At 69.9% G+C, this 25,301-nt stretch carries 23 protein-coding genes; 7 read left to right on the top strand and 16 right to left on the bottom strand.

The features are described from left to right. Positions 1-8: 8 nt before the first annotated feature. Together ACFO6Q_RS17605 and ACFO6Q_RS17610 are read right to left on the bottom strand one after the other, a co-directional pair. The gene (locus ACFO6Q_RS17605; RefSeq protein ID WP_380022429.1) at positions 9-992 is read right to left on the bottom strand and encodes an efflux RND transporter periplasmic adaptor subunit; all 984 of its coding nucleotides are present in this window, start codon (positions 990-992) and stop codon (positions 9-11) included. Next, on the bottom strand, positions 989-2,374 hold the full coding sequence (locus ACFO6Q_RS17610; protein ID WP_380022430.1) for a TolC family protein: 1,386 nt from the start codon (positions 2,372-2,374) through the stop codon (positions 989-991). Before ACFO6Q_RS17610 ends, ACFO6Q_RS17605 begins: the two co-directional genes overlap by 4 nt. A gap of 276 nt (positions 2,375-2,650) precedes the next feature. On the opposite strand from ACFO6Q_RS17610, the gene ACFO6Q_RS17615 reads away from it, so the two are divergent. The 4 genes from ACFO6Q_RS17615 to ACFO6Q_RS17630 all read left to right on the top strand — a co-directional run bounded on the left by ACFO6Q_RS17615 (position 2,651) and on the right by ACFO6Q_RS17630 (position 5,548). Beyond that, positions 2,651-3,322, top strand: coding sequence for an energy transducer TonB (locus ACFO6Q_RS17615; protein ID WP_380022431.1), 672 nt, complete (start codon positions 2,651-2,653; stop codon positions 3,320-3,322). 81 nt (positions 3,323-3,403) lie between these two features. Then, positions 3,404-3,910: a DUF456 domain-containing protein gene (locus tag ACFO6Q_RS17620; protein ID WP_380022432.1), complete on the top strand. Its 507-nt coding sequence runs from the start codon at positions 3,404-3,406 to the stop codon at positions 3,908-3,910. A 5-nt stretch (positions 3,911-3,915) separates the two neighbouring features. Further along, positions 3,916-4,611: a helix-turn-helix domain-containing protein gene (locus tag ACFO6Q_RS17625; RefSeq protein ID WP_380022433.1), complete on the top strand. Its 696-nt coding sequence runs from the start codon at positions 3,916-3,918 to the stop codon at positions 4,609-4,611. 70 nt (positions 4,612-4,681) lie between these two features. Beyond that, positions 4,682-5,548 carry a DMT family transporter gene (locus ACFO6Q_RS17630; RefSeq protein WP_380022434.1) on the top strand — a complete coding sequence of 289 codons (867 nt, stop codon included), beginning with the start codon at positions 4,682-4,684 and terminating at the stop codon, positions 5,546-5,548. 16 nt (positions 5,549-5,564) lie between these two features. Here the strand turns inward: ACFO6Q_RS17630 and ACFO6Q_RS17635 are convergent, their stop codons facing one another. Then, positions 5,565-6,002 carry a DUF2057 domain-containing protein gene (locus ACFO6Q_RS17635; RefSeq protein ID WP_380022435.1) on the bottom strand — a complete coding sequence of 146 codons (438 nt, stop codon included), beginning with the start codon at positions 6,000-6,002 and terminating at the stop codon, positions 5,565-5,567. Positions 6,003-6,130: 128 nt separating this feature from the next. Here ACFO6Q_RS17635 and ACFO6Q_RS17640 point away from each other — a divergent pair, with 128 nt between their 5' ends. Together ACFO6Q_RS17640 and ACFO6Q_RS17645 are read left to right on the top strand one after the other, a co-directional pair. Continuing rightward, positions 6,131-6,970 (top strand): universal stress protein, encoded by an 840-nt coding sequence (locus ACFO6Q_RS17640; protein ID WP_380022436.1) that lies wholly within the window; start codon positions 6,131-6,133, stop codon positions 6,968-6,970. Further along, positions 6,970-7,542 (top strand): GNAT family N-acetyltransferase, encoded by a 573-nt coding sequence (locus ACFO6Q_RS17645; protein ID WP_380022437.1) that lies wholly within the window; start codon positions 6,970-6,972, stop codon positions 7,540-7,542. The genes ACFO6Q_RS17640 and ACFO6Q_RS17645 overlap by 1 nt, the downstream gene beginning before the upstream one ends. Here the strand turns inward: ACFO6Q_RS17645 and ACFO6Q_RS17650 are convergent. The 4 genes from ACFO6Q_RS17650 to ACFO6Q_RS17665 all read right to left on the bottom strand — a co-directional run bounded on the left by ACFO6Q_RS17650 (position 7,539) and on the right by ACFO6Q_RS17665 (position 11,926). Continuing rightward, entirely contained in the window at positions 7,539-8,681 is a 1,143-nt protein-coding gene (locus tag ACFO6Q_RS17650) for an AAA family ATPase (RefSeq protein ID WP_380022438.1), read from the bottom strand. The two genes, ACFO6Q_RS17645 and ACFO6Q_RS17650, sit on opposite strands and share 4 nt — an antisense overlap. 113 nt (positions 8,682-8,794) lie before the next feature. Then, positions 8,795-9,805, bottom strand: coding sequence for a type I glyceraldehyde-3-phosphate dehydrogenase (gene gap / locus ACFO6Q_RS17655; RefSeq protein ID WP_380022439.1), 1,011 nt, complete (start codon positions 9,803-9,805; stop codon positions 8,795-8,797). A gap of 107 nt (positions 9,806-9,912) precedes the next feature. Next, entirely contained in the window at positions 9,913-11,568 is a 1,656-nt protein-coding gene (locus ACFO6Q_RS17660) for a TonB family protein (RefSeq protein WP_380022440.1), read from the bottom strand. Continuing rightward, entirely contained in the window at positions 11,558-11,926 is a 369-nt protein-coding gene (locus tag ACFO6Q_RS17665) for a BlaI/MecI/CopY family transcriptional regulator (RefSeq protein WP_380022441.1), read from the bottom strand. Before ACFO6Q_RS17665 ends, ACFO6Q_RS17660 begins: the two co-directional genes overlap by 11 nt. A gap of 284 nt (positions 11,927-12,210) precedes the next feature. Between ACFO6Q_RS17665 and ACFO6Q_RS17670 the strand changes: the two genes are divergently transcribed. After that, positions 12,211-12,783, top strand: coding sequence for an outer membrane protein (locus ACFO6Q_RS17670; protein WP_380022442.1), 573 nt, complete (start codon positions 12,211-12,213; stop codon positions 12,781-12,783). 132 nt (positions 12,784-12,915) lie between these two features. On the opposite strand, the gene ACFO6Q_RS17675 is transcribed toward ACFO6Q_RS17670, so the two are convergent. The 9 genes from ACFO6Q_RS17675 to ACFO6Q_RS17715 all read right to left on the bottom strand — a co-directional run bounded on the left by ACFO6Q_RS17675 (position 12,916) and on the right by ACFO6Q_RS17715 (position 25,288). Then, positions 12,916-14,229 carry a dicarboxylate/amino acid:cation symporter gene (locus ACFO6Q_RS17675; protein ID WP_380022443.1) on the bottom strand — a complete coding sequence of 438 codons (1,314 nt, stop codon included), beginning with the start codon at positions 14,227-14,229 and terminating at the stop codon, positions 12,916-12,918. Between the two features lie 197 nt (positions 14,230-14,426). Continuing rightward, positions 14,427-16,118, bottom strand: coding sequence for a BatD family protein (locus ACFO6Q_RS17680; RefSeq protein ID WP_380022476.1), 1,692 nt, complete (start codon positions 16,116-16,118; stop codon positions 14,427-14,429). Between the two features lie 5 nt (positions 16,119-16,123). Next, positions 16,124-18,043 carry a VWA domain-containing protein gene (locus ACFO6Q_RS17685; protein ID WP_380022444.1) on the bottom strand — a complete coding sequence of 640 codons (1,920 nt, stop codon included), beginning with the start codon at positions 18,041-18,043 and terminating at the stop codon, positions 16,124-16,126. Then, positions 18,040-19,044 carry a vWA domain-containing protein gene (locus ACFO6Q_RS17690; RefSeq protein WP_380022445.1) on the bottom strand — a complete coding sequence of 335 codons (1,005 nt, stop codon included), beginning with the start codon at positions 19,042-19,044 and terminating at the stop codon, positions 18,040-18,042. The genes ACFO6Q_RS17685 and ACFO6Q_RS17690 overlap by 4 nt, the downstream gene beginning before the upstream one ends. Continuing rightward, positions 19,037-19,552 (bottom strand): DUF4381 domain-containing protein, encoded by a 516-nt coding sequence (locus ACFO6Q_RS17695; RefSeq protein ID WP_380022446.1) that lies wholly within the window; start codon positions 19,550-19,552, stop codon positions 19,037-19,039. The genes ACFO6Q_RS17690 and ACFO6Q_RS17695 overlap by 8 nt, the downstream gene beginning before the upstream one ends. Continuing rightward, the gene (locus tag ACFO6Q_RS17700; protein ID WP_380022447.1) at positions 19,549-20,481 is read right to left on the bottom strand and encodes a DUF58 domain-containing protein; all 933 of its coding nucleotides are present in this window, start codon (positions 20,479-20,481) and stop codon (positions 19,549-19,551) included. The genes ACFO6Q_RS17695 and ACFO6Q_RS17700 overlap by 4 nt, the downstream gene beginning before the upstream one ends. Before the next feature lie 106 nt (positions 20,482-20,587). Continuing rightward, complete coding sequence (locus tag ACFO6Q_RS17705) at positions 20,588-21,574, bottom strand: AAA family ATPase (protein WP_380022448.1); 987 nt, start codon at positions 21,572-21,574, stop codon at positions 20,588-20,590. A 114-nt stretch (positions 21,575-21,688) separates the two neighbouring features. Next, positions 21,689-22,849 (bottom strand): EAL domain-containing protein, encoded by a 1,161-nt coding sequence (locus ACFO6Q_RS17710; RefSeq protein ID WP_380022449.1) that lies wholly within the window; start codon positions 22,847-22,849, stop codon positions 21,689-21,691. A gap of 120 nt (positions 22,850-22,969) precedes the next feature. Further along, positions 22,970-25,288 carry a hypothetical protein gene (locus ACFO6Q_RS17715; RefSeq protein WP_380022450.1) on the bottom strand — a complete coding sequence of 773 codons (2,319 nt, stop codon included), beginning with the start codon at positions 25,286-25,288 and terminating at the stop codon, positions 22,970-22,972. Positions 25,289-25,301 lie beyond the last annotated feature (13 nt).

Raw genomic sequence — 25,301 nt, forward strand, 5'->3', positions numbered from 1 at the left:
CGTTCCCTTCAGTCGTCGTCGTCCGACGCCGCCGCGTCGAGGCCCTGCAGCGACCACAGCACGCCGGCACCGTGCACGACGACCAGATCGTCGTCGTCGAGTCCGCCGACCAGCCACGCGTCATCGCGCGGCTGCAGCAGGTCCACCTTCACTGCTTCGTAGCGCCAGCTGCCGTCGGCGCCCTTCTCCGGCAGCTGGCGGTAGACGTGGGTACCGTCCTCGGCGTGGATCAGCGCGCTCGCCGGCACCAGCGTGCCGCTGCGCGACTCGCTTTCCAGCGCGACGGGTACGCGCGCACCAGGTCCGAATCCCGGCGGAGGGCGTTCGACCTGCAGCAGCAGGCCGGCTCCCTGCGTCTCCGCCGCCTGCGCCACGGTGCCGAGCACGCGCGCGGGCAGCAGCGCGCCGTCGACGTCGAGCCGCGCCGCCTGCGGCAGCTCGCCCAGACTGCGCCGCCCGAGCAGATCGGCGCGCACCAGCAGGCTGTGGCCGGCGGCGACCTCGTCGAGCAGCAGCCGCCGCTTCGCCTCCGGCATCTTCGCCAGCGCGCCCCAGCGCGTGGCGAACGCGACGGCAGCCGCGTCGAGCTGCGCCCGCGCCCGCACCTGCTCGGCCTGTGCGGCCTGCACCATCTTCAGCGACGCATTCGCCTCGCCGCGATATAGGGCCTGCAGGCGCGCGACTTCCGCGCTTGCCGCGCGCTCGCTTGCGCGCGCCGCGTCGAGCTGGCCGGCGTCGGCGACCAGCGTGGACGGATCGAGCACCTGCCCGAAGGCGGCCACCGACGGTTCGCTCCGCGCCGCGCGCGGATGGCCGACGACGATGCCCGACGCACTGTGCTGCTCCTGCGCCAGGACCGGCTGCGCGCCGGGAGCCGCCGCGCCCGGCTTCGCCGCGGCGGCCTTGTCGTCATCGTCGTCCTGCGCGAACGACGCCGCGGCGCCGACCAGCGCGAAGGCGAAAGCGAGAAGCCAGTTCGAGCGTCGGTTCACGGCCGATCCCCGTCAGTGGAAGCGGAATTCGTCGCGGGCGCGTCGCGGTGCAGCGCGGATTGCAGCGCGAGCTCCGGACCGGACAGCGGTTCGCGCAGCGCGTCCTCCAGCGCGTTGCGCGCCAGCTGCGCCTGCGCGCGCGCCTGCAGCAGGTCCAGCTCCGCGCGTACGGCGAGGGTTTGTGCACCGAGCCGTTCGGCGCGATCGATCGCGCCGAGGCCGAGGCCGAACTCGGCGTGCTGCGCCTGCCTGCGCGCCTCGTCCAGGCGCCGCTGCGCCGCGTTCACGTTCGTCACCGCCGCCGCGTCCGCACGCCGGGCGGCTTCGATCTCGCCCTGGATCCCGGCCTGCACTGCGAGCAGGCGCTGACCGGCGACTTCGCGCGCGGCGCGCGCGTCGGCAATTTCGCCTTCGTTGCGCTGGAACAACGGCAGCTCGAAGCCGACGTCGAGCGGCCATTTCGCGATGCCGTGATCCCAGTAGTAGCCGGGCCGCAGATGGAATTGCGGGTACTGCCTCGCCACGGCCCGTTCGAGCTGCTTTTCCGCACCCGCGTAGTCGGCGATCGCGGCGGCCAGATCGGCGCGCGCCAGCAGCGCGCGTTCGCCGGCTTCGCCTGCGGCCGCCGCCTCCGGCGGCGTACCCCAGTCGGACCAGTCGACCTGCACGTCGTCGAGCGCCTGCGCCGGCAGGCCCAGCACCGCGGCCAGCGCTGCTTGCGCGCCGGCGGCGTCGCGCCCGGCCTCCGCGCGCTGCTGCTCGAGTTCGAGCACGGCCATGCGCAGGTTCGCCAGCGTGCCGGGTGCCTCCGCGCCGAGTTCGACGCGCCGCTGCTGCGCGGAAAGCCATTGGCGCTGCAGCTGCAGCAGCCGGTCGAGCGTTTCCACCCGGCGCCGCGCGAGTTCGCCCTCGCCCAGCGCATCGACCAGCGCGCGCCGCACGCCCCAGGTCTGTTCGACCAGTTGCCAGCGCGCACTCGTCGTGGCGAGCCGGGCGACGTCGATGTCGAGGCGGCGCCGCGACGGCGTGCGCAGCGCGAAATCGAAGGCGATCCCGTACAGCCACGGCCGCGTTTCGTCGCGCGCGTATTCCGATTGCAGGTTCAGGTCGGGATTGGGCGTCGCGCCGGCGCCGACCTGCCTTGCCCACGCGGCCTGCGTCTGCGCGCGAGCGAGCGCAAGCTTCGAGTTCTGCACCAGGGCGGCGGCCAGGAGATCGGCGCGGCTCCACGACGGCGGCGGCCAGTTCGCAGCGAGCTGCGGCGCCACGTCGCGCACCGCTTCGCGCAGTTCCGGCGCGTCCAGCCGCCGCGCGGCGAATGCCTGCGCGGTGGTCGCCGGATCGATCGGGCGAGGTTCGTAGCGCGCGCACGCGGCGGACACGGCGCACAGCACGAGCAGCGCGCCACGAAGAGCGGCGCGCGACACACGGCGCGGCGAACGAGGACGGCGCTGGCTGATCCTGTCGCGATTCGGCATCCGACCCCGCTTCGTCGAAGACGCGTGCGCTGCCGATCATAGCCGCGGCCCGCCGGAATCCAGTGCTGCAATGCAGCCCGAAGTTCGGCTGCTTGCAGCCGAATGCCTCCGCACGAAGTGCCGCAACCCCGGACGCGCTCCCGCCGCGTTGCAGCCTGCGGTTTTCACCGGGAGCAGACCATGGCCGCGCACCTCCTCCGTTTTCCCTCCGCGACGTTCGACTGGCGCCGGGTCGGCGCTTTCAGCACCACCCTCGCCGCCCACGGCGCGGCGCTCGCGCTGATCCTGATGCCGCTCGCCGCGCCGATCGAGCGCAGCCTGCAGCGAAGCATCGAGGTGACCTTCGTCGAGGCGCCGCCGCCACCGCCGAAGATTCCGCCGCCGCCCGAGCCGGAGCCGCTGCGCAAGCCGCCGCGTCCGACGGCGGCCCCGCCGCGGCCCTCGCCACCGCAGCCGCCCGTGACGGTCGCGGTTGCGCAGGCGCCGAGCCCGGTACAGGCGCCCGTCGCGACGATCCCGACGCCGCCCGTCGCCGTCGATCCCATGCCGTCGACGCAGCCGGCACCGGCCGGTGAAACGCGCAGGCTCGCCTACGACGGCCAGCTGCAAACGCGCTATCCGGCCGCCTCGCTGCGCGCACACGAACAGGGCACGGTCGTGCTGCGCGTGCTGGTCGATGCGCAAGGCCGCGTCGAACGCGTGGAAGTCGCGCGCAGCTCCGGCCATCCCAAGCTCGACGCCGCGGCGCGCGACGCGGTGATGAAGGCGCGCTTCAAGCCGGTGCTGAGCGCCGGCACGCCGACGCCGGCCTGGGGCCTGGTGCCGATCGAGTTCCGGCTTGATCGCGCCTGAGGAACGCGCCGATCCAAGCGGCGCGCGTCCGGTAGAGTAGACGCCGACGCGCGCCCGCTGCGCGCCATGGCCGGAGTGCGCGTGGAAGAACTGAGGACGCTGCTCGATCCGCACAACCTGTGGTACCTGCTGTCCGCCGCGCTCGTCATCGCCGGCATCGTCGGCACCGTGCTGCCGGCGCTGCCCGGCGTGCCGCTGGTGTTCGCGGGACTGTTGCTGGCGGCGTGGGCCGCCGATTTCCGCCACGTCGGCACCTTCACGCTGACGGTACTCGGTGTGCTGACCGTGTTCGCGCTGGTGGTCGATTTCATCGCCGGCGTGCTCGGCGCGAAACGCGTCGGCGCGAGCCGCTACGCGGTGATCGGCGCCGCCGTCGGCACCGTGGTCGGCATCTTCTTCGGACTGCCGGGCCTGCTGCTCGGCCCGTTCGCCGGCGCGCTGGTCGGCGAACTCGCTGCCGGCGGAACCTTGCACAAGGCGACCGAGGTCGGTGTCGGCGCGTGGATCGGCTTCGTCGTGGGAACCGTGGTCAAGCTCGGCGTGTGCTTCGCGATGCTCGGCATCTTCGCTTTCGCGCACGTGGTCTGAGCGCGATGTTCAGCCTGCGCACCTACCACGCCGAGGCCGCCGCGCACCGGCATGCGTTCCATCAGCTGGTGCTGCCGCGAGCCGGCGTGCTGGAGATGGAGATCGAGGGCCGCGGCGGACGCGTCGAGCGCGGACGTGCCGCGTTCGTCGGAGCCGGCGAACGGCACGCGTTCGAAGCGCGCGGAGCGAACCGCTTCGTCGTCGTCGACCTGCCGGCGGCGTGGATCGAGCCGCGCGACGAAGCCTTGCTCGAGCGCGGATTCCTCGTCATGGACGGACGGACCGAACTGCTGCTCGACGGCCTCGCCGACGTTCCGCCGCAGCGGCCGGAAGCGGCGGAAGTCTGGTCGCGCCTGCTGCTCGACGCCCTGCATCGCGAGCGGCCCGCCCTCGGCGGACTGCATGACGCACGCCGGCTGATCGAAGCCGAGCCGGAGCGCCGCCACGACATCGCCTGGCTGGCGCGCCTGTGCGGACTCGGCCGCGCCCAGTTCTATCGCCGCTTCACCGCGCTGCACGGCGAAGCACCGGCGACGCTGCAACGGCGCTGCCGTCTCGCCCTGGCGCTGGCACGCCTGCGCGACGCCGACGAACCGATCGCGCGCGTCGCCTGCGAGGTCGGCTATTCCGAGCACAGCGCCCTGACGCGTGCGCTGCGCCGCGCCTATGGCCAGCCACCGCGCCGCCTGCGCGGCGAATGAGACGCGCGGTCAAGCCCGACGCAGACGTGCCGGCTAGCCTGGACCGACCCGTCCAGGAATCGTGTTTCGCATGTCCGCTTCGCGCCGTGCCACGTTCGCCGGATTCGGCGCCATCGCGCTGTGGTCGACGCTCGCGCTGCTCAGCCGCGGCGCCGCGCGCATTCCGGCCTATCAGCTGCTGGCACTCAGCTTCGCGATCGGCGTCGCGGCGACCCTGTCGGTCACGCTGCTGCGTTACGGTGTGCGCGCGGGACTGCAACGCTGCGCCGCACCGCCGCGGGCACTCGCTGTCGGCTTCCTCGCGCTGTTCGGTTTTCACGCGCTGTACTTCCATGCGCTGAAGCTGGCCCCGGCGGCACCGGCCAGCCTGATCGTGTACCTGTGGCCGTTGCTGATTGCACTCGGCGCAGCCTGGCGCGAACCCGGCGCGCGCCTCGTACGGCTGCTCGCGGCCGGCCTCGGACTGCTCGCGACGATGCTGGTCATCGGTGCCGGCCGTGGCGACGGCGGCACGCATCCGGCGCTCGGCTACGGGCTGGCCGCGTCGTGCGCGCTGGTCTGGGCCGGCTACTCGCTGCTGAACCGGCGCTTCGCCGGGCTGCCGGCGGAGACGCTGATTCCCGCCTGCGCGCTGACGGCGCTGGCCGGCCTGGTCGCGCACGGCTGCAGTGAAACATGGATCGGTCCGGACGCGATCGAATGGGCGTCGATCGCGGCACTCGGCCTGGGGCCGGTCGGCGGCGCGTTCCTGCTCTGGGACGGCGCGACCAAGCGCGGCGATCTGGGCCTGCTCGGCGCTGCCGCCTACGCGGCGCCCGTGCTGTCGACCGCCTGGCTCGTACTGGCCGGGCAGGCGCCGGCGAGTCCGCGCCTGTTCGTCGCGGCGGCGCTGATCGTCGTCGCCGCAGCCCTGGGACGGCGCGCTTCCCGCCGCTGACCGGCGAGGAGCGCGATCAGCGCCGGCTGATCGTGAACTTGCCGAACGCGACGCCCAGATCCCAGCCCTGCCCCTTGCCGGACAACGCCAGCGACACCGGCCCCTTGGTCACCACCATCGCCTCGGCCGAGTTCACCGCACCGGCGTGCGCGCCGGCGGTGGCGTAGGAGCCGAGGACGTTCTCGATGTCGTACACCGCGGAGAACTTGCCCTGGCCGTCGCGGATCTCGGACTTGCCGAAGGTCAGGCCGCCGCCCTTGGTCTCGATCGTCACATCCATCATCTGGCCGTTCGAGCAACTGACCGTACCGTTGCCGGAGGCGGTCTTGTAGAACGCCGACCAGCCGGCCAGCGAGAACGTCATGCGGCAGTCGAGTTCCTTCGCGGCGCGGGCCGGCGAAGGTGCGGCCAGCGCGATCAGCACGGCAACGGCGGCGGGAAGGATCGGACGCATCGGGGTCTCCAGGACGGGCCATTGAACGCGGCGATTGTCGCCCATTCGCGTGACGCTCACAGCGGTGGGCGACGCGGCGTTCACATCGCCGTAAGCTTGCAGCTCTCGAGCGAGCGAGGAGAACGGCCATGACGAACTCCGGCGAATGCAGCTACGAAGTCGCGATCCATCTGCGTCGCACCGACGCGGCGACGCCGGCCTCCGAAGTCGGCCTGACGCTGGCCAGGCGGCTCGATGCCTGGGCGACCGGCCTGCACGTGGTGCCCCTCTCGCCGGTGGCGTTCGCCTCGCCCGAGGCGGTGGCGATGTACAGCGGCGAGGTCGACAGCCTCTATCGCACCGCGCTCGAGCACGAGCCGCAATGGCGCGCATCGCTCGAGCGTCACGGCGTCGCCGGCGAATGGCAGGTCACGCAGGGCGACATCGTCGAGTCGCTCTGCCACGCCTCGCGCTGGTGCGACCTGCTCGTGGTCGAGCGGCCGCAACTGGTGCCGGACGCGCCGACCGGCTGGGGCGTGGTCTCGCGCACCGTGTTCGGTGCGTCGGCTCCGGTCGTGGTCGTGCCGGAAAGCGCCAGGCCGGATTCGGCCGCCACGCGCATCGTCGTCGCCTGGAACCAGAGCCGCGAAGCGACGCTGGCGATCCGCGGCGCGCTGCCGTTGCTGGCGCGCGCGGAACGCGTGCTCGTGCTCGAAGGCGACCTGGTGGAGAACCCGTTCGGCCTGCGCTACCTGCCCAAGTTCGACCTGCGCGCCTGGCTCGCACGCCATCGTGTCGACGCCGAGATCCGGCCCTTCAGCGGCGGCAAGGAACGCGGCGCGGCGCTGCTCGACGCCGCGCGCAAGGAAGGCGCCGACCTGATCGTGATGGGCGCCTGGGGCCACTCGCGCATCACCGAGCTGGTGCTCGGCGGCACCACGCGGCACCTGTTCCAGCACAGCGATCTTCCGCTGCTGGTCGCGCATTGATGGACGGGACGAGCTTTCCGCCGATTCCCGCGCTCGACGGCACGCGGCTGCGCCTGCGCGCCCTGCACGAACGCGACGTCGACGCACTGTTCGCGCTGCACTCCGATCCGCAGGTGATGCGCTACTGGAGCTTTCCGGCCTGGACCGAGCGCGACCAGGCGGTGGCGCACATCGCGCGGCTGGCGCGCGAGCGCGAACTGATGGAGTTCTATCCCTGGGTTGCGACGCTGCGCGGCGAGGACGAGTTGATCGGAACCTGCTCGCTGTTCGGAATCCATCGCGAGCACCTGCGCGGCGTGATCGGCTACGCGCTGCGCCCGCCGTTCTGGGGCCAGGGTCTGGCCGGCGAGATGCTGCGCCTGGCGCTCGACTTCGCCTTCGACGCGCTGGCGCTCAATCGCATCGAGGCCGACATCGATCCGCTCAATCTCGCCTCGTGCGCGCTGGTCGAACGCGCCGGCTTCCAGCGCGAAGGCTATCTGCGCGAACGCTGGCGTGTCTGCGGCGGCGTGCAGGACACCGCGCTGTACGGATTGCTGCGCAAGGACTACGCGAGCGCGCCGGCGCCTTAAGGCCACACCGGTTCGTCGAGCAGGCCCTGCCCGACGATGCGCGTCTCGCCGAACTCGCGCGCCAGCTCCACCGCCGGCGCGCCGACGAGATCCTCCAGCGCATCGGCCAGCGCGCGGGCGTGCGTGATGACCCAGATCCGGCTGCGTCCGGCAGCGCGCGCGATCTGTCGCGCCAGCGGGCGCAGCAGGTCCGGATGCAGGCTTTGTTCCGGCTCGTTCAGCACGAGCAGTTCCGGCGGGCGCGGGCTGGCCAGCGCCGCCAGCAGGCACAGGTAACGCAGCGTGCCGTCGGAAAGCTCCGTCGCGCTCAGCGGACGCAACAGGCCTTCCACGGCGAGTCCGACCTGCAGCTGCGCGTCGGCGCCGAGAACTTGCAAACTGGAGCCGGGAAACGCGTCTTCGACGGCCGCATGCAGCGCCGGCGCGTCGCCGATCTCCAGGATCGTCTGCAGCGCGGCGGCGAGATCGCGGCCGTCGTGCGCGAGCGCGCCGGTGCGCACGCCGATGCGCGGCTGGCGCAGCGGGCTTTCGGCGTCGGTGCGGAAGCCGTCGTAGAAGCGCCAGCCGCGCAGGCGTTCGCGCAGCGCGAACAACTCGGGGAAGCGCTCCGGCTCGCCCAGTTCCGCCAGCACCGAACGGTTGGTCGCCGGCGCGAAATCCAGCCGGCTCCAGCCGTCGCGCTCGCGCGCGCGCACGTGCAGCCCCTCGCGTTCGAGCCAGGTGTTGGACGGACGCCGCGGCGGCTTCTGCCACACGGTCTCGGTCTTGATTTCCGGGTCGAAGGCGAAGCGCGAGGTCGACGGCGTCGGCAGGCCGAGCGAGATCTCGTAGGCGACGTCGGCGGCGGCGAAGCCGAAGCTCACGCGCAGCGGTGCCTTCTTCGCCGTGCCCTGGATCGGCACGCCGCGCCGGACCTGCCGGCGGATGTCGGCCGGCCCCGCCCACTGCACCGAAGGAATGCCGCCTTCCAGTGCGAGGGCTTCGGCCAGCCGGCCGTCGGCCGCCTGGGCGAGCAGGCGCAGCGCACGATACAGGTTCGACTTGCCGCTTCCGTTGGCGCCGGTGACGACGGTCAGCGGCGTCAGCGCGAGCTTGAGGTCGCGCAGCGAGCGGTAGTTGGCGACGGCGAAGGTGTGCATGAGGTGCGCGCCATCGTCACCGATCGCCGCAGGCGCCGGCAACTGCCTTGCGCAGGCCTTTCGGCCCGCAATGGATGCGGCCGTCCGTGGCCGCGCTTTCCTCGAAGAGCCGCTTACGCCTTGGCGAAGGCGAGGGTCATGTCGAGCATGCGGTTGGAGAAGCCCCACTCGTTGTCGTACCACGCCAGCACCTTGACCAGAGTGCCGCCCATCACGCGCGTCTGCGTCGCGTCGTAGACCGACGACAGCGGGTTGTGGTTGAAGTCGATCGACACCAGCGGCTTGGTGTTGACGCCGATGACGCCCTTCAGCGCGCCTTCCGCGGCGGCCTTCACCGCGGCGTCGATCTCCTCCTTGCTGGTCGCGCGCTTGGCGACGAAGGACAGGTCGACCACCGAGACGTTGATCGTCGGCACGCGCATCGAGAATCCGTCGAGCTTGCCGTTGAGTTCGGGCAGCACCAGGCCGACCGCGCCGGCGGCGCCGGTCTTGGTCGGAATCTGCGAATGCGTCGCCGAGCGCGCGCGGCGCAGATCCTTGTGGAAGACGTCGGTCAGCACCTGGTCGTTGGTGTAGGCGTGGATCGTCGTCATCAGGCCGTGCTCGATGCCGATCGCCTCGTGCAGCACCTTGGCCAGCGGCGCCAGGCAGTTCGTCGTGCAGGATGCGTTGGAGATGACGCGGTCGCTGCTCTTGATCTTGTCGTGGTTGACGCCGTAGACGAAGGTGCCGTCCACGTCCTTGTCGCCGGGCGCGGAGATGATGACCTTGTTCGCGCCGGCGGCGATGTGCGCGCCGGCCTTCTCCTTGCTGGTGAAGAAGCCGGTCGACTCGAGCACGATGTCGACGCCGAGCTCCTTCCACGGCAGCTTGGACGGATCGCGTTCGGCGCAGACCTTGATGCGGTCGCCGTTGACGACGAGATCGCCGCCCTCGACGCCGACCTCGCCCGGGAACTTGCCGTGCGCGGTGTCGTACTGGGTCAGGTGCGCGTTCGTCTCGGCGTCGCCGAGGTCGTTGACCGCGACGATCTGGATCTCGCCGTTGCGCTTGCCCTCGTACAGCGCGCGCAGCACGTTGCGGCCGATGCGGCCGTAGCCATTGATCGCGACTTTCACAGCCATCACACAACTCCTCGGAACGGGAAGAAATGAGGCTGCGGATTTTAACGGCCCCGTGCGCCAGGCGCACAGGGCCGGTTGGCCGGGGCCAATTTTCCGGCCCGGAAAGCTCAGTCCTTGCGGTCGGCCGCAATGAAAACGGTGTCAGGCGCGCCCGGACCGCCGTTCGGCACCCTGCGCACGTCCGCTTCGTGCAGGAAGAATTCGACCGGAACCACGACCTTGCCCGTGGTCGCCTGTCCATTCCGGCGAGCGGGATTGAACGTCCACGACTTGACCGACGTCACGGCGGCCTCGCCCAGAGCGGCGGCCGAGGTTTCCGGTACGACGTGATCCACCTGAGCGTCCTGCACCGATCCGTCCGCGGCGATGGCGGCCGCGACGAACACCGTGCCCTCGACGCGGTTCTTCGCCGCCTCCAACGGATAGATGGGAGGATTGGTCATCGAACGATAGGTCGCTTCTACGTCCGCAGCTTCCGTCGAAGGCCGATCGCCCTCCTCCCTCGGCGGTGTCTTGCCGGCGAAAGCAAGAGTTCCTTCGATGCGTACGATCGCGGGGCCCTGGGGGCCGTCATTGAGCACGAAGGAAAACGGCTCGCCCGGTTTCAATACGAGATTGGGCGTGGACAGGATGCGGTCGCCGCTGCGGATCGAGCCTTCGAGCGTGATGGAGTCCGCGGTCGCCGCACTCGTCGTAAATTGCGCGCGATAGGCACCGGCGCCGTCGTCGTCCGCGATCTCGAAGCTCTTGCCGAGCGACTGGATCAATCGCAGAGGTTTGCCGCGCTTGCCGCCGGCATCGACGCGCAGATTGACCTCCACCTGTGGGGCTCCGTCGTCGGTGACGACAGTTCCTGGGCGCGGCGACTGGCTGGCCCAGGCGGCGTACGCGAAGAACGACGTCGCTCCGGCGAGGAGGGACAGACCGGCGACACGCATCGCACGCCGCGGCCTTGGCTGCTTCAACATGAGAATTCGCTCCTTGAGATTCTGATTGGACGGCCACTGGCAGCCGACCGGCAGCCGCAGCTCCTGCCGCGACTGACCGGCCAGCTGCACCTTCAACATCGCGCCGGCGTATCGCCGGCGCGCTTCCGGAAAACGCGCGATCACCGCGGCGTCGCAGGCCAGTTCCTGGTCGAACCGGAATTTCACGGCGGCGTAGTGCAGCAACGGGTTGAACCAGTTCAGGCAGCGCACGGCGGCGACGATGGCATTGATCCAGGCGTCGCCGCGCCGAAGATGCACGCGCTCGTGCGCGAGGATCAGCTCGCGCTCCGCATCCGTGTAGCGCAGGCCGAAATCGGCCGGCAGCACGATGCGCGGCAGCCAGGCACCGACCAGTGCCGGACCGCCGAGGTCGGATTCCGACTGCACGATGCGCACACCGTCGAACGGCTTCAGTCGCCCCAGACCGCGCAGATAGCTGCGCTGCTGCAGAGCGAACGCGGCCGCCGTGACCAAGGCGCCGAGCAACCAGGCCGACATCAGCAACGGCCGCAGATCGAAGGCCTCGGGTATCGGTACTTGAGCCGCCGAAGCGGCTGCCGCGATGTGCGCCACGCCGTCGAAGCTTTCGATCGGTCGCGTCGGAGCCGGCAGCAGCATGACGGCGGTCATCGCCGGCACCAGCGACCAGCTCGCGTACGCGAGCTGTGCACCGAACATGCGGCGCAACACTCCGCGCAATGCCAGCACGACGAGGATCGCCACCGAACCGACCATCGTCAGGCGAACCAGGGAATCGAAGATCTCAACGCTCATCGTCGATCTCCTCGATCAGCGCGCGAATCTCGGCGATGTCCTTCTTCGACAGCTTCTCGCGCTGCGAGAAATGCGCCACCAGCGCGGAGACGCGGCCGCCGTAGAGGCGGTCGAGCAGACTCTTGCTCTCGGCCAGCACGTAGTCGCCGCGGCGGATCAGCGGCCGGTACAGATAGCGTCGACCGTCGCGCGCCGCCGCGACGGCGCGCTTCTTCAACAGACGGTTCAGCAAGGTCTTGATCGTCGCTTCCTGCCACGGCTGCCGATCGGCGAGCGCGGCGGCGACGTCCTCCGCGCTCTGCGGCGCGCGCTGCCACAGCACTTCCATGACCTGACTTTCGGCTTCGCTGATGCGCATGATCGTTTACCGATGTAATCGACAGCTCAAGATTACATCCGTAAACGATTCTGTCAAGACGCCGCGGAACGGACGTCGCGCCCCTCGTTCGGCACGCCGGAGCTGCGAATTCAGCTAGCTGAACTATTTATAAACTCAACGGTATTGAAATTGGGGAGGTGAATCCCATCTAACTCCCGCCGCCACGGAGTCGAACCCGACACAGAGGCGACAGTCGAAGCAAGGCGACGTACGGAAGCGCCGCCGAGGACATCACCACCCCCAAGCAGTTGGAGTAGAAAACCATGAAAAATACAATTCTTGCTATTGCCCTGGCCGGCGGTCTTGCCGCCCTCCCGATCGCCAGCCACGCCGCGAACAGCGGATTCTTCGTCAACGGCAACATCGGCCAGTCGAACTTCGACAAGGGCCACTACGACGACGACGACACCGGCTATGGCGTGAATCTCGGCTACCGCTGGGCGCTCGCCCCCAATTTCCTGCTCGGCGTCGAAGGCGGTTACGTCGACCTCGGCGAGGCTTCCGCCAAGCGCGGCTATTCCCCGCTGCTCGGCAAAGCCGAACTCAGCGGCTGGACGCTCGGCCTGAACGGTCACTGGAACCTCACCGACAACTGGTACGTCAGCGGTCGCGGCGGCTTCTTCCGCGGCGATCTCAAGGGCGGCTACCTGGCCGGAGGCGTGGTTCCCGCCCGCATCGACGACAACAGCAGCAAGTGGTACGCGGGTGCGGGCTTCGGCTACGACTTCAACAACAACGTCAGCGTCGGCCTGAACTACGACTACTACAAGGCGGAGAAGAACGGCCTCAAGCTCGATTCCGACCTGGTCTCGGTCAGCGCCGAATACCGCTTCTGATCCAACGCGACATCCCGTCTCCAACGGGAGCAGCAGGGCAAGGACGCCGGGACGACCCGGTCTGCGCAAGCAGATCGGGTTTTTTCTCGTCTGCGCGATGGCAGACCGCGATCGGCAGCCGCCCTTCCCGGCTCAGGCGGCGTGCGAAGAGGACACGCGTTCGTGCCCCGGCGGCAGCGCGGCATCGTCCGAATGCTTCGACACGACCACCGCCGTGGCCAGATCGCCGGTGACGTTGAGCGAGGTGCGGCACATGTCGAGGAAGCGGTCGACGCCGAGAATGATGCCGATCGCTTCGGGCGGCAGGTTCAGGTAGCCCAGGATCACCGCGATCACCGGCAGCGAGCCGGCCGGCACCCCCGCCGTGCCGATCGAGCCGATGATGCACAGGCCGACCACCATCAGCTGCTGGCTCAGGCTCAGATCGACACCGAAGCATTGCGCGATGAACAGCGTGGTCAGTCCTTCGAACAGCGCCGTGCCGTGGTGATTGGCGCTGGCGCCGATGGTCAGCACGAAGCGCGCGATCTGCGGCGGCAGTTTCAGGTTCTGCTCGGCGACCTTGAGCGTGGTCGGCAGCGTGCCGGTGCTCGACGCCGTCGAGAAGGCGAGCAGGATCGCCTCCTCGCTGCCCTTGAAGAACTTGACCGGGCTCATGCCGCCGAACACGCGCACCCACAGCGGCAGCACGACGAACATGTGGATCGCGATGGCGAGGATCACGCACAGCGCGTACAGGCCGAGCTTTCCGAGGATGTCGGTGCCGAATCGCGCCGTCAGCGTGAACATCAGCGCGGCGACCGCGTAGGGCGTGAGCTTGATGACCAGCTCCATCAGCTTCATCACCAGCTCCAGCAGGCCCTGGACGGTGGCCTTGAACGCCGCCGTCGCCGGCGTCGGCCTCAGCACCAGTGCGATGCCGAGCATGACGGCGAAGAACATCACGGCGAGGAAGTCGCCGTCGGCGGCGGCCTTGATCGGGTTGTCGGGCACGAGCCCGAGAATGATCTTGACTCCGGAGAGCGTGGGCTTGGTCGCGGTGATCGCCTGGGCGTCGGCCGAATGCGCGGCGAGCAAGCCGTCGCGGATCGCCGGGTCGAAGCCGACGCCGGGCTGTATCAGGTTGATGACGCACAGGCCCACCGCGATCGCGATGCTGGTGACCACGACGATGTAGAGCAGCATGCGCAGTCCGACGCGACCGAGGCTGGCGATGTCGCCGATCTCGGTGATGCCGACGATCAGCGCCGAAAACATCAGCGGCAGCACGAGCATCTTGAGGAATTTCAGGAACAGCAGGCCGGCGGGATGTGCGACCGTGTCGATGAAGCCGTTGACCGCGCCGGCGTCGCCGCCCTGCTGCGTCCACCAGAACGCGAGCGCGCCGGCGGCCGAGCCGAGAACGAAACCGATCAGCACGCGCGTGTGCAGCGCGAGACGTCTCATGGACACATGCCCCTGGGGGAAGTCGAAGCGGTGCCGCGTCGCCGCGGGCATTGCGCGGCGCAACCGCGTCGGCGGCTGTCGTTCATCGAAGCGTCTCCCCGGTCAAAGGCGAGGGTCGATGGTACACGAGCGCTCCCGCGACGCTCACGCGTCGCAGACTGGCTGCGCAGGAGAACGTTCCGCGCGCCGGAGCCGGACTACTCGCGCTCGGGATACAGGGCCGGCAGTGCCACCTCGCGCGGCCGGCGCACGGGGCGATCGGCCCACGCCAGGCCGCTCTTGAACGCCGTCTGCAGACGCATCGCCAGGCCTTGCGTCGAGCCGCCGGCGTAGCGCACGCGCTGCAGGTCGGCCAGGGCTTCCCGTTGCGCTCCGGGCTCCAGCCGGGAGGCCAGCTCGCCCAGGTTGCGCACGTCGGGACGTTCGCGCCGCGCCCAGGCGATCAGCGCGCGCTCGGCTCCGGCGAATTCGCCGAGCGAACAGGAGCGCAGGAATTGCGCACGTTGCGCGGACGCGTCGTTCGACGGCACCGGTGCTGCCGTGGTCGGCGATGCCCGGCGACGCGACCACCACCAGAGGGCGAGAGTCAGCAGCCACAAGCCGAAGCCGAGCGCCGACAGCATCCGCCACGGCCACGTCGAAGCCTGCCGCGACGGCAAGGCGGGCCCTGGTGCCGCGGCGGGCGCGGGCGTGGCCCGTTCCGGCGCGGCGGGAACCTGGCCCGCCGCCGGTGCGGACGACGGCGCGCCGGCGGCGGCCGGCAGCACGGTGATCGTGCGCGGCGGCAGTTCGGCCGTCTCGGCGCGGTCCTGCGCCGTGTTCCACCAGCGCACCTTCAGTCCGGGAACCGTCAGCGTGCCCGGACGATTCGGCACGAAGGCGAACTTCCGCACGCGCTCGCCGTACAGCCATTCGCCGTCGTCGCGCGTACGCGTGTCGGTCTTGTCCGGGTAGATCTCCGCGCCGGCCGGAGCGCTCAGCGCCAGCTCGGGCAACTGCTCGTAACCCAGCCCCTGCGCCTGCAGCCGGATCGTGCGCGTGACCGGATCGCCGACGCGCACTTCGCCCGGCAGTTCGCCCTCGTCCTTCAACAGCAGCGAGGCGGCCGGCAGCCACGTCGGGTCAGTCCATTCCGCAGGCCGCGGCTTCACGTTCAGCTGCACCGCTTCGGAACGCGCGCCGACCGCACGGCCGCGACTGAAGAATCCGGTCGGATCGCCGGCGTCGAGCGCGTTGCCGCGGAACAGCAGCGCCGGAACCTCGACGATCCCGCTGCGTTCGGGCGTCAGCGCGTAGTGACGTTCGACGACGTGGTAGCGGCGCGCGCCGATCGTGGCGATGTAGGACTTGTCCTGCCCGAGCCGCTGCACGGCCACTCCGTCGGCCTGCGGTTCGTTGAGGTTGCCGTCGGTCAGATCGAAGGCGTAGTACAGCTTCACGGTGTAGCGCACCTGCTGCTGCACGTACGGCGCCAGCGGCTCGGCACTGGTTTCCAGGAAGACGTCGTCGCCGGCCTTGCCCTGCGCTCTTGCCTGCTGCGCAAGGACGGTCAGCTGCAGCGGCGCGGTCGTCGCCTTGCCGACCGCGAAGGACGGAATCTCGACGCGTCCCTCATGCTTGGGCTCGAGCCCCACCGCCCACAGCGTCTTCGACTGGCTGACGCCGTTGACGATGCTGATCTGCTGGCTGGACTGCGTGCCGAGCAGATTGAAGTCCTGCTTGAGCGCGGAGAAATCCGGCTGCGTGCCGACGCCGGCCTGCGCCTCGACGTTCAAGGTGACCGTCTCGCCGACCTGGATCGTGTCGCGGTCGAGCCAGGCGCGCACCGCCGGCGTGTCGGCGAATGCACTCACGCACGCGAACGCCAGCGTCATCGCGATCAGTGCCATCCGTTTCACGGTCCGTCTCCTCCGCGCTGCTGGCGGCGCTGGTATTCGAGTTGGAACTTGCGTCTGAGCAGGCCACCCGGGTCGTCCGGCACGCGCTGCAGCCAGTGCTCCAGCGCCTGCTTCTTCTCGCGCGAGGCGTCGTCCTCTTCGGCAACGCCTTGCGGCGCCGCGTTCTCGTCTGCCTTCTTCGACGGATCGGCGAGTGCCTGGTCGATTTCCTTCGACAGCGCCTTGCGCTGCTCGGCGTCCGGCGTGCCTGCCTCGCCCTGCTGCGCGCCCTGCTTCTGCTCGTCGCCGCCCCGCTCGGATTTGCGCTGCGTGGAGGAATCGTCGCCGTCCTTCTTCTCCGGCTCGCCTTCACGCGGCTGGCCGTCACCCGACTGCGGCTGTTCTTCCTTGCCCTGCTGCGAGTCCTGCTGTTCAGCCTGCTCGCCCTGCCCACCCTGCTGGCGATCCTGCTCCTGCTGCGACGGCGGTGATTTCTGCTCGCCCTGCTGGGACTTCTTCGAATCCTGGCCCGAACCGTTCTGCGGCGACGGCGAGTTCTGCTCCTGCTGCTTCTGCTTGAGGAATTCCTCGACCGCCTGGCGATTGGTCTTGGCGTCGGCCATGTCCGGCGCAAGCCGGAGCGCTTCGTCGTAGGCCGAGAGCGCCTCCTCGTAGCGACCCAGCCTGGCCAGCGCGTTGCCCTTGTTGTAGATGCCGTCGGCGCCGGCCGTCCGTTCGTATTCGTGCAACGCCGCCTCGTAGTCGCCGGCGCGATAGGCCGCGCCGGCACGCCATTCCGGCGCGGCCGCGATGCTCGCCGCGCGCTGCGGATCGCCCTGCTCGAGCGCGCGCGCGGCCTGCTGGTCCGGGCGTCGCCACAGATCCTCCAGCGAAGCGGCGCGAACCGGTTGTGCGGGCACGGCGAGCACCAAGGCCACCGACATCAGCCAGCCGCGGCGGAACCCGAGCAGCGCCAGCGGCAGCAGCAGGAGCAACAGCCACGGACCGCGATCGCGCCAGCGCGTGCTTTCGGCCGTCTGTCCGCCGGCGTCCGCGTTCTTGGCGACGTCGACGCGGTCGGGCAGCAGGGCATCGAGGTCGTGCGCATCGGCGCTGAGCGTGGCGTAGCGCCCGCCGCCGGCTTCGGCGACCGCGCGCAGCGCCGTTTCGTCCAGTCGCGCGACGACCATGTTGCCGTCGTCGTCCTTGAGGAAATCGCCTTGCGGCAGCGGCACCGGCGCTCCCGCCGCACTGCCGATGCCGAGCACGGAGACGGTGACGCCCTGCGCCAGTGCCTTGCGCGCCGCGGCGACCGCTTCGGGTCCGACGCCGTCGGCGAGCAGGACGATCTCGCCGCGGTGCAGGCCCGCCTGCTCGATCAGGTCGACGCCGGCCTCGATCGCGCGCGCAGCGTCGTTGCCCGTCACCGGCATCGTGCCGGGATCGAGCGCGTCGATCAGATTGCGCACGGTACCGACGTCGTCGGTCAGCGGCGCGGCGACGAACGCGTCGCCGGCGTAGCCGATCAAGGCGGTCTGGTGGTCGCGGCTGCGCCCCAGGATGTCGTCGAGCTTGAAGCGCGCGCGCGCGAGCCGGTTCGGTTTTTCGTCCTGCGCGTACATCGTCGGCGCGAGCTCGATCGCCAGCACGCGCGCCGCCTGGTTGTGATAGAGCGGCATCGGCTCGCGTTCCCACGCCGGCCCCGCCAGCGCGATGCAGGCCAGCGTCCAGAGCAAGGCGGCGAGCGCGAAGGCGGATCGGTCCGGCCCGCCGTCCACGCGTTCGAGCAGATGCGGCAGCAGGTGCGCGTCGACCACGGCGCGCCAGGCTCCCGCCTCGCTGCGCGCCGCACGCCAGACGAACCAGAACAGCGGAAGCAGGAGCAGCGCCAGCAGCGCGAGCGGCCGCAGGAAGTGGAATTCGCCCAGTGTGTTCATGCCGGAGCGATCCCGCGCGAGGCACGCAGGCGCCATCCCGGCACCAGGAACGCGAGCGCGCCGACGGCGAGCGCACCGCCGAGCGGCATCCAGTACAGCTCGTCGACCGGCCGCAGGCTCTGCTTCACGTCCGCGGCCGGCTCGAGCTTGTCGATCGAGCGGTAGATGTCGGCCAGCTCCTCGCTGTTGCGCGCACGGAAGTAGCGGCCGCCGGTCTGTTCGGCCATCAGGGTCAGCATTTTCTCGTCGAGATCGGCCGATGGATTGACCACCCGGCTGCCGAACATGCTGTTGACCCGCATCGAATCGGCGCCGACGCCGATCGTGTAGACGCGCACCTGATTGGCGACGGCGAGCTCGGTCGCCTTCTTCGGGTCGAGCTCGCCGGCGGTGTTGACGCCGTCGGTCAGCAGCACCACGACGCGCTGCGGCTGCGGCCTTTCGCGCAGGCGCTTCACGGCCAGACCGATCGCGTCGCCGATCGCGGTCTCGCGCCCGGCCAGACCGATCGCCGACTCGATCAGCTGCGTGCCGACGGTCTTCAGGTCGAACGTCAGCGGCACCATCAGATACGCGCGTGAACCGAACAGGATCAGGCCGACGCGATCGCCCTCGCGGCGTTGCACGAAGTCCGAGGCAATCGCCTGGATCGCGGCGAAACGCGGCACCGGCGCGCCGCCGAGCTGCATGTCCTCGATGCTCATGCTGCCGGACGTGTCGACGGCCAGCAGCAGGTCGCGGCCGGAGCGCGGCACATCCTCGGGCGCACCCAGCCACTGCGGTCGCGCCGCCGCGAGCACGAGCAGCGCCCAGGCCAGCCAGGCGAACCAGCGCCGCGCGCGCGGTACCGGTGAACCCTCGACCTGCTGCGGCATGGCCACGCCCAGATGCGGCAGGTGCAAGGCCGCGCCGATCAATCCGCGCGCGCGCGGCAGCAACCACGCCGCAAGCAACGGCAACGGCAGCAAGGCGAACAGCCAGGGCCAGGCGAGTTCAAGCACGCGCGGACCTCCGCGGCAGCGCGTGCGCGAGCCATTCGCGAGCAAGGTCGAGCAGCGCTCGCGCGTCCAGCGCCGAGGTCGCCGGGTCGTCTGCGCGCCGGTACGGTGCGTCGATCAGCGCACGTCCCGCACCGCGCCGGAACGGCGCCTGCTCGGCCTGCGCCGGCGGCAGCCGCTGGTCGAGGAAGCCGAGCCAGGCGTCGTCGCGCAGCGCGACCGCCTCGGGTTCGATCAGCCGCGCGACCCGGCGCAGCAGCTGCGACACGTCCGCGGCGAGCCGGACCGGATCGGGTTGCGCCGCGTGCGTCGAGGCGATGCGGTCCAGTTCAGCTTCGACGCGGAGCCGCCAGCGTCGCTCGCGCGCGCGCCGCAGCGTCCAGCGCACGAGCAGGAACACCAGCACGCCAACGATCAGGGCAAGCAGCCACCAGCCCGGCGCCGGCGGCCACCACGACGGCGCCGGCGGCAGATGGATGTCGCGCAGCTCGGGACCGGAGGACGGATTCATGTGACCACCGGAGAATGCAGGCTGCGCGCGAGCAGCGGTCCGAGCGCGCGGCGCAGGTCGGCGTGACCGTCCAGCTCGAGCACGCGGATGCCGAGCTTCGCGCACAGGTTGCGCAGCTGTTCGCGCGAGGTGGCGAAGCGCTCGGCCCAGGCGCTGCGCACCTTGCCGTCGGAGAAGTCCAGGACACGCCGCGTCGGGCCGAGGTGCAGTGCGTAGCGCCCCGGCGGCGGCGCGCTCAGCTCGAGAGCGTCGCGCAATACGACGACCGCGATGTCGTGGCGGCCGGCGAGCTGCGGCATCAGCCGCGCCGCTTCGGCATCCGTGCTGAAGCCGTCGGTCAGCAGGACCAGCCGCATGCCCGGACGCAGCAGGCGACGTACGCGCGACAGCCCGCGCCCCAGCGATTCCTGCGTCGCGGCATCGGCGGCTGTATCCCAGTCACGCAGGGCGCGCAGCACACGCAGCACGCCGCGACGGCCGCCGGCGGGCTTGACCTCGCCGTCGATGCCGCCGCCGAAGCCGAGCGCGCCGACGCGATCGCCGGCGGCCGAGGCCATCCAGGCGAGCAAGGCGGCGGCGCGCGCCGCCTGCACGCTCTTGAAGCGCACACGGGTGCCGAAGCGCATGCCGGGATTGAGATCCAGCGCGAGCAGCAGCCCCTGCTCGCGTTCTTCTTCGAAAAGCTTGGTATGGGGCTTGCCGCTGCGCGCGGTGACGCGCCAGTCCATGTGACGGATCTCGTCGCCAGGCTGGTAGATGCGCGACTCGCGGAAATCCACGCCGCGCCCACGCCACCGCGACGTATTCCCGCCCGAGCGCAGCGCCGGGCTGCGCCGGCTGCGTGCGAGGCTTGCGCCGTGCGCCAGCGCGGCGAGCGAGATCAGCTCGTCGAGCGCGACGCGGGTGCTTGCGGAAACGGGGGCGGCCATGAACGTCATCGATCCCTGATTCGGCGGCGGGAACCGTGTACGGGATTGCGGTCGACTCGCGGACTGCGTCCGCTCCTCGATTCCCGGTTCCCGATTCCCGGCTTCATTACGGCAACGGCACCCGCTCGAGCAGCAGCGCGACGATCTTGTCGGCGCCCACACCCTCGGCTTCGGCCTCGTAGCTCAGCAGCACGCGATGCCGCAGTACGTCGGGCGCGATCGCGTGCACGTCTTCCGGCGTCACGTAGTCGCGTCCGGCCAGCCAGGCGTGTGCGCGCGCGCAGCGGTCCAGGGCGATCGTCGCACGCGGACTTGCGCCGAACGCGACGTAGCGCACCAGCTCGCTGCCGTAGGCCGACGGATCGCGCGTCGCCAGCACCAGTTGCACGAGATATTCCTCCAAGGGCGCCGCCAGATGCAGGTCGAGCACCTCGCTGCGCGCGGCGAACACCTGCTGCTGACTCAACAGACGCACCGGCGCAGGTGGAACGGCCAGTGCATCGCGGGCGCGCTCGCGCGCGAGTTTGAGGATCGCCGCTTCCGCCGCCGCCTTGGGGTAGTCGACGCGCACGTGCAGCAGGAAGCGATCGAGCTGCGCCTCCGGCAGCGGATAGGTGCCTTCCTGCTCGATCGGGTTCTGCGTCGCCATCACCAGAAACAGCTTCGGCAGCGCGTACGTGTCGCGTCCGACGGTGACCTGGCGCTCGCCCATCGCTTCGAGCAGCGCCGATTGCACCTTGGCGGGCGCACGATTGACCTCGTCGGCGAGGATCAGGTTGTGAAAGATCGGACCGCGCTGGAACTCGAACGCGCCCGACTGCGGGCGGTAGATTTCGGTGCCGGTGAGATCGGCCGGCAGCAGGTCCGGGGTGAACTGGACGCGATGGAAATCCGCCTCGATGCGCGCGGCGAGTTCCTTGATCGCGGTGGTCTTGGCCAGACCCGGCGCCCCTTCGACCAGCAAATGGCCGTCGGCGAGCAGGGCGATCAGCAGACGGTCGATCAGCGCTTCCTGGCCGACGATGCACTGGCCCAGTTCGTTGCGCAGCGCGGAGAAAGCGGCCGAGGCCGTGGTAGGTTCAGGCATGTCCATGGGGGTCGGTCGTGGTTTGCGGTAATGATCGCACGCCGGAGTGCGGGCTCTGGGACCGCGGCGGAGGCGATAAGTTGCGGCGCGACAGCTGCCTGTCCGGCCGTGGAGGATGTCTCAGTTCCCGTTCAGCACCTCGGCGAGCGCCAGCGGCTTGCCGACCAGCCAGCCCTGCGCATAGCCGCAGCCCAGGCGCTGCAGGACCTCGCGCTGCGCGCGCGTCTCCACGCCTTCGGCGACCAGATCGCAGTTCAGCGCCCGGGCCGTCGCCACGACGACGCCGACCAGAGCGACACCGCGCGACGTGTCCAAGGCCCGGACGAAGCTGCCGTCGAGCTTGATCTGGTCGAAATTCAGCGTCAGCAGCGCGCCCAGGTTCGAATAGCCGGTGCCGAAGTCGTCGAGTGCGACGTGCATGCCCTCTTCGTGGCAACGCGCCAGCAGCGCCGCGATGCGCACGTGATCGAGCACGAGGCTCTCGGTGATCTCCAGCTTCAGCCGGTCGGGCGGAAGTTCGTGCGCGCGCAAACGGGCGAGGATGCGGTCGACCAGCAGCGGATCCTCCAGCTGGCGCGAGGACAGGTTCAGCGCGATGAACGGCAGCGGTTCGCGGCCGCGCCGACGCAGTTCGGCCAGCATCTCGCATACGCGTTCGAGCACGTAGTCACCGATCGGGACGATCAGCGAGGTCTCCTCGGCCAGACGGATGAACTCCGCCGGCGCGACGTCGCCGCGCTGCAGGTGCCGCCACCTGACCAGTGCCTCGTAACCGGCCACCCGCCCTCCGGCGATCTCCTCGATCGGTTGCAGACGCATCTCGAGCTCGCCGCGATCCAGCGCCGCGCGCAGTTCGCTTTCGAGACGGATCTTGTCCAGCGCGAAAGCGTCGCTGGAAGCGGCCGGTGCGACGTGACGTGACGGGGAAGTGTCGCCGCTCAGCGTGGCGAGCGTGGACCGGTAGCGCGACAGCTGGCTCATCAGCAGCGCACGCACGATCGGGTCGGCCGCGGCGAGCCGCTCGGCGAACTGCCGCGCGTCGATCGGCGTCAGCGTGCAATCGGTCAGCGCGCGCGCCGTCGCCGTGCGCGGCGAATCGTCGATGACCGCCATTTCGCCGAGCAGCATGCCCGGGCCGAGGTTGCTGAGGACGCGCCGTTCACCGAACTGCGAGCTGCTGATCTCGATGCGGCCGGATTCGATCAGGAATGCCCCGTGCGGCGGATCCCCTTCGGCGAAGACGATGTCGCCGGTCCTGAACCGCACGCTGTAGGACTGCACGGCGCGACTCCCCCGAATCCGCTCGGCGCCGGCGGAAGCTGCGATCCGGCAACGCGCGGATCGTACACAAAAAAGAAGGGCCGCATGACTGCGGCCCTTCGTCAGATCATCCGGAGGTGATCAGGTCCCGCAGGCGGGATCCGGCGGACTGACATCCTCGCAGGTCGACACGCCATTGAACTGGACGGTCGCGTTGTTCGTGCCTTCGGCACTGAACACGCACTGGCCGGTACCCGTTACCGGCGGATCGCCCGGCTTGACGAACTTCGTCGCCGCGGCCGTGAAGGCGGCTGTGCCGGCACCGCCCGTCGTTGCGGTTCCCGGCGACAGCGCGATGGCGGCTCCATCACCACCCGATGCGCTGCACGTTCCCGTGATGACCGCGCCCGGCACCGCCGTTCCATCGGCCGTCCGCGCGGTGACCGTGATCACGGTGGTGCGGCCTGCCGTCGGAACCGAAACCGAGTTCGGCGCGACCTGCAAGGTGGCGACGTCCACCACGATGCCGACGCTGGTGGTCTGTCCCGCCGCGCCCAGATTCAGCTTGCTGTTCGGGCCGTCCGCCGGCGTCGCCGGCACCCCGGTCGTCACCACGGTGCCCGTCGAGCAGCCGTTGAGGTCGGTGAGATTGGTGAACGTACCGCTGCCGCTCTGTCCGTCGACCGAGCCGGTACCCGCCGCCAGATCGAACTGGAACGAGACCTGCAGGCCACGCAGCGGGATGCCGAGTGCGTCAGCCACGCAGACCGTGACCTGGTCCGTCGTGTCGCCGATGATCGGATCGGGCGAAGCGGAGATCGTCGCCGGCGCGACACCCGGATAGACCAGCGTTCCGGCGGCGGTGACGCGACGCGGACCGTCGTTCACCCGGTCGATGCCATCACCCTGCGCCCAGATCGCCAGGACGTTGCCGACGGTGTTGACCGTGTAGTTCAGCTTCGCGTGGACGATGCCTCTTTCGTCGGTCGTCGCACTGGTGGTGATGTTGCCGTGCATCGCGCGACCGATCAGGTACGGCAGGATGGAGCCGGTATCGATTGGAGCATCGTTGCGATAGTTGTAGTTGAACGTCGGCGTCACGTTGAGGCTGGTGGCACCGTTGACCGAGGTCACCGTCACCGCGCTCTCGAGATCGGCGTTGCCTTCGACCGCGCGGCCGAATACGAGCAGCGCGTCACCGGCATTGGCTCCGTTTACTCCAGCCGTGCTGAACTGCCCGGTCGGCGCGGTGAACAGGTTGCCGCCCTCTTTCGGATTTCCGTCGAGGCCGGACAGCAGGAACCGGTTGTCGTCCGCACTGCCGGGCGCACCGACCGGTTCGTCAACGAGGCCGAAGCGGATCGCCGTGCCCGGGATCGGCGGGTTGCCCTGGCGATCCTTGGCCAGCGCCGTGATCGTCAGCGTCAGGGTCGCATCCGGGTCCGGCGGAATCTGCGATTGGTCGTCCGCGCTCACGTTGCCCGACACCGAGTTGATCGTGATGCCCGGCAGGTTCGGTGCGAACACCGGCGAGGTGAGCTCGAGGCTGTAGAGCTTGCCGTCCGACACCACGACCGAGGTGGTGAAGGTGACCGGATCCTGGACGCCGTTCGTCACGTTGTTGTCGGCGCGGTCCACCGTGGCACGAACCTGCACGGGACCCTGCGGCGTCGCGTTTCCGGCCTGGAACGAGGCCGTGGCGACACCGTGCACCGTGTGCGAAGTCACCGACTTGCCGGACGAGGGGCCGGATACGGAGTTGCTGCTCAGGATGGCGTCACCCGTCTCGCCGACAAGGTCGAACTGGATGTTGTCGAAACCGTTGTTGCCGCTGGCCGGATCGGGAACGAGCTGTCCGGAGCCGTCCTTGACCGTCGCGCTGATCGCGGAGTTGCTGCTGCCGCCGGAGCTCGGCAGATACACGGCCGACGGCGTCGGAGCCAGCGTCACCGTGGCCGGAAGCGGACCGACGCCGCTGGTGACCTTGAACTGGAGGCTTGCGCTGACGGTGCGGCTGGTCGTGGGATCGACGGCGGAGACGGTGAAATTCGCCGTTCCAGCCGTATCGGTGGCGTTGACGAAAATCGTCGCCTGGCCGTTGATGCCCTTGATCGGAATCGAGCCGAACAGTGCGTTGCCATCGCGGCAGGCGTCACCGTCGACGAGGCAGGAGAGCGCCGCGACATTGGTCGGTGCGATGCTGACGGCGATGTCCTTGCCGGTGACGAGCGTCCCGTCTGCATTGCGCCAGGTGATCGTGACCTCGGCCTGCGTGGGATTGCCGTACTGCGTGGGAACGTAGCCCCAGACGTTCACGGGCAGATTCGTCGTCGTCGCGCTGAGCGTGATCGATCCGCTCTGCGGCGGCGAATACGAACCGCCGTTGCCGCCTCCGCCGCCGCAGCTGGTCAGCGCAAGACTGACCAGCAGCAACCCAAGGGTCTTGCCAAAAACTTTCATGAGGTTCTCCAGG

The organism is Dokdonella ginsengisoli, from assembly GCF_042652785.1.
Lineage (GTDB): Bacteria > Pseudomonadota > Gammaproteobacteria > Xanthomonadales > Rhodanobacteraceae > Dokdonella_A > Dokdonella_A ginsengisoli.

Bases quoted from the DNA above. Each gene is read 5' to 3' on its own strand.
- ACFO6Q_RS17615 (WP_380022431.1), top strand. From the start codon at position 2,651: ATGGCCGCGCACCTCCTCCGTTTTCCCTCCGCGACGTTCGACTGGCGC.
- ACFO6Q_RS17625 (WP_380022433.1), top strand. From the start codon at position 3,916: ATGTTCAGCCTGCGCACCTACCACGCCGAGGCCGCCGCGCACCGGCAT.
- ACFO6Q_RS17630 (WP_380022434.1), top strand. From the start codon at position 4,682: ATGTCCGCTTCGCGCCGTGCCACGTTCGCCGGATTCGGCGCCATCGCG.
- ACFO6Q_RS17635 (WP_380022435.1), bottom strand. From the start codon at position 6,002: ATGCGTCCGATCCTTCCCGCCGCCGTTGCCGTGCTGATCGCGCTGGCC.
- ACFO6Q_RS17640 (WP_380022436.1), top strand. From the start codon at position 6,131: ATGACGAACTCCGGCGAATGCAGCTACGAAGTCGCGATCCATCTGCGT.
- ACFO6Q_RS17645 (WP_380022437.1), top strand. From the start codon at position 6,970: ATGGACGGGACGAGCTTTCCGCCGATTCCCGCGCTCGACGGCACGCGG.
- ACFO6Q_RS17650 (WP_380022438.1), bottom strand. From the start codon at position 8,681: ATGCACACCTTCGCCGTCGCCAACTACCGCTCGCTGCGCGACCTCAAG.
- gap (WP_380022439.1), bottom strand. From the start codon at position 9,805: ATGGCTGTGAAAGTCGCGATCAATGGCTACGGCCGCATCGGCCGCAAC.
- ACFO6Q_RS17660 (WP_380022440.1), bottom strand. From the start codon at position 11,568: ATGAGCGTTGAGATCTTCGATTCCCTGGTTCGCCTGACGATGGTCGGT.
- ACFO6Q_RS17665 (WP_380022441.1), bottom strand. From the start codon at position 11,926: ATGCGCATCAGCGAAGCCGAAAGTCAGGTCATGGAAGTGCTGTGGCAG.
- ACFO6Q_RS17670 (WP_380022442.1), top strand. From the start codon at position 12,211: ATGAAAAATACAATTCTTGCTATTGCCCTGGCCGGCGGTCTTGCCGCC.
- ACFO6Q_RS17675 (WP_380022443.1), bottom strand. From the start codon at position 14,229: ATGAGACGTCTCGCGCTGCACACGCGCGTGCTGATCGGTTTCGTTCTC.
- ACFO6Q_RS17680 (WP_380022476.1), bottom strand. From the start codon at position 16,118: ATGGCACTGATCGCGATGACGCTGGCGTTCGCGTGCGTGAGTGCATTC.
- ACFO6Q_RS17685 (WP_380022444.1), bottom strand. From the start codon at position 18,043: ATGAACACACTGGGCGAATTCCACTTCCTGCGGCCGCTCGCGCTGCTG.
- ACFO6Q_RS17695 (WP_380022446.1), bottom strand. From the start codon at position 19,552: ATGAATCCGTCCTCCGGTCCCGAGCTGCGCGACATCCATCTGCCGCCG.
- ACFO6Q_RS17700 (WP_380022447.1), bottom strand. From the start codon at position 20,481: ATGGCCGCCCCCGTTTCCGCAAGCACCCGCGTCGCGCTCGACGAGCTG.
- ACFO6Q_RS17705 (WP_380022448.1), bottom strand. From the start codon at position 21,574: ATGGACATGCCTGAACCTACCACGGCCTCGGCCGCTTTCTCCGCGCTG.
- ACFO6Q_RS17715 (WP_380022450.1), bottom strand. From the start codon at position 25,288: ATGAAAGTTTTTGGCAAGACCCTTGGGTTGCTGCTGGTCAGTCTTGCG.